1 protein-coding gene, 1 tRNA gene and 1 pseudogene are annotated in these 1943 nt (G+C 66.2%); 2 read left to right on the top strand and 1 reads right to left on the bottom strand.

The genetic code is table 11. From position 1 onward, the window contains the following. Nucleotides 1-95: 95 nt before the first annotated feature. Nucleotides 96-332, top strand: a pseudogene (locus tag KDH83_RS23670) (apolipoprotein N-acyltransferase); the annotation flags it as partial. Between the two features lie 93 nt (nt 333-425). Here the strand turns inward: KDH83_RS23670 and KDH83_RS23675 are convergent. Next, nucleotides 426-1433 (bottom strand): aldo/keto reductase, encoded by a 1008-nt coding sequence (locus tag KDH83_RS23675; protein ID WP_212320425.1) that lies wholly within the window; start codon nt 1431-1433, stop codon nt 426-428. A gap of 431 nt (nt 1434-1864) precedes the next feature. Between KDH83_RS23675 and KDH83_RS23680 the strand changes: the two genes are divergently transcribed. Then, a tRNA-Ala gene (locus KDH83_RS23680) sits at nt 1865-1940 on the top strand. Nucleotides 1941-1943: the final 3 nt, after the last annotated feature.

Here is a 1943-nt window from a genome sequence, read left to right on the forward strand (position 1 = left end):
ATCGACTACTACATCTTTTTTTTTTAAAAGCAGCGGGCGCCCCCAGAGACCCACACAAGGAGTCTCGCCGGCCGCGTCAGATGTGTAAAAGAGACACCACCGAGACGGCGCGCCCCATGCTGACCGCCACCAACACCGGCATCACCGCCGCGATCGACGCCAAGGGCCATGTCGCCGCGCAACTGGCGCCGATGCAGCCGGGCGTGCTGCCCGTCAGCGTGCAGGGCATGGCCGGCCTCACGCCCTACGCCCGCTTCGGCGACAAGCTCGCGCTGGCGTTGGTGGGCGTGGTGCTGATCGGCGCGCTGGGCGCGACGCGCAAGCGCGGCTGAAGCCGCGCCTGGTTCGCCGTTCCGCATTCGTCGCCGCAAAGGCCTGTCCGGATCCTGTAGCGCGGGATCCGGGACCTTCCCGGCGTCGCCCCCCTAGCTGAACAGATCCTCGGGCAAGGCCGACTGGTCTCCTGACGGACGCGACGGCCCCTGGCCCGCGCCCGTCCGCTCGATCGCATCGGCGATGCGCGCCATATCCTCGTCATCCAGCTCGAGTTCGGCGGCGCCCAGCAAGGCGTCCACCTGCGCCGCGTTGCGCGCGCCGACGATCGCGCCGGTCACGCCCTGCCAGGCCAGGGTCCAGGCCACCGCGGCAGCGGCGACCGTCGCCCCGTGACGCTCGGCGACCGGCCGGAAAGCCTGCGCCAATGCCAGATTGCGTTGCAACGCGGGCGCCCGGAACTCGGCATGGCGCGAACGCCAGTCGTCGGCGGGCAGGCTGGCCGCGCGCGCCTCGCTGAATCCGCCGCTCAACAGGCCAGACTGCATCGGGCTGTAGACGATGACGCCGGTGCCGTGCGCCTCGCACCAGGGAATCAGGTCGGCGGCCGTGCTGCGCTGGATCGCGGAAAATGGCGGCTGCAGGCTGTCCACATGCCCCAGCGCCTCCGCGTCCTGCAGCTGGGCGAGATTGTGGTTCGACAATCCCACCGCGCCGACCTTGCCCTCGCGCTTGAGCGCAAGCAAGGTCTCCCAGTAGCCGTCCAGAGACGTGCCATCGCCCGCCGGCCAGTGCATTTGATAGAGATCGATCCGCTCCACGCCCAGGCGGCGCAGCGAATCCTCGACCTCGCGCCGGATGCTTGCCGGCGCGCCGGTGCGCCGTGGCGTGGCCTGCGGCTGCGCGTCGGACCAGGTCAGGCCGCACTTGGTGAACACGTAGGGGCGCTCGGACGGCGCCATCTGCGCCAGCGCGCGGCGCACGATCTCTTCGGAATGCCCCAGGCCATAGACCGCCGCCGTGTCGATCCAGTTGATGCCCCGGTCCACCGCCAGCCGAATCGCGCCGACGGAATCGGCATCATCCTGCGGCCCCCAGCCCACCGCCCAACCATTGCCGCCCATGGCCCAGGCGCCCAGCCCGATGCGCGTGATCGACATGCCGGTCCGGCCAAGGGAACGGGTAGGAAAGGATGTGCTTGTGCCCATGCGTGAAATGCTCCTGCGTCGGCGCGATTGCGCCGTATCTGCCGCAAGACCACGATAGCACTGCGCGCCTCGCCGACACGGCTGAATCGCATCGGCCAATGCTTGAATGATGAACGAGCAATCTGAGTGACCGATAGGGATGACCAACAGGGCGCGAAACGACTGGCCGCTCAGCCATCACGGAAACCTTTCCGCAACTTTTTTCATTTTTGCGCCCAATCGACTTGCACGCCCAAAATAGTTCGTGCATAATCTCGTTTCTTCGCCAACGGCACTAAACAAAACCGGCAACGAACCAGCAGGAACCGCCTGAATTCAGCAAGAAATCTTGCAGAAACCCAGACGGAACAAGCTGAACGTTGCGAGTATTGATTAGAAAAGACGGGGGTATAGCTCAGCTGGGAGAGCGCTTGCATGGCATGCAAGAGGTCAGCGGTTCGATCCCGCTTACCTCCACCAGTC

It is taken from the genome of Achromobacter sp. Marseille-Q0513, from assembly GCF_018195695.1.
Lineage (GTDB): Bacteria > Pseudomonadota > Gammaproteobacteria > Burkholderiales > Burkholderiaceae_B > Achromobacter.

What these genes read in the sequence shown, in the direction of transcription:
- KDH83_RS23675 (WP_212320425.1), bottom strand. Translation starts at nt 1,433, where the DNA reads ATGTCGATCACGCGCATCGGGCTGGGCGCCTGGGCCATGGGCGGCAAT.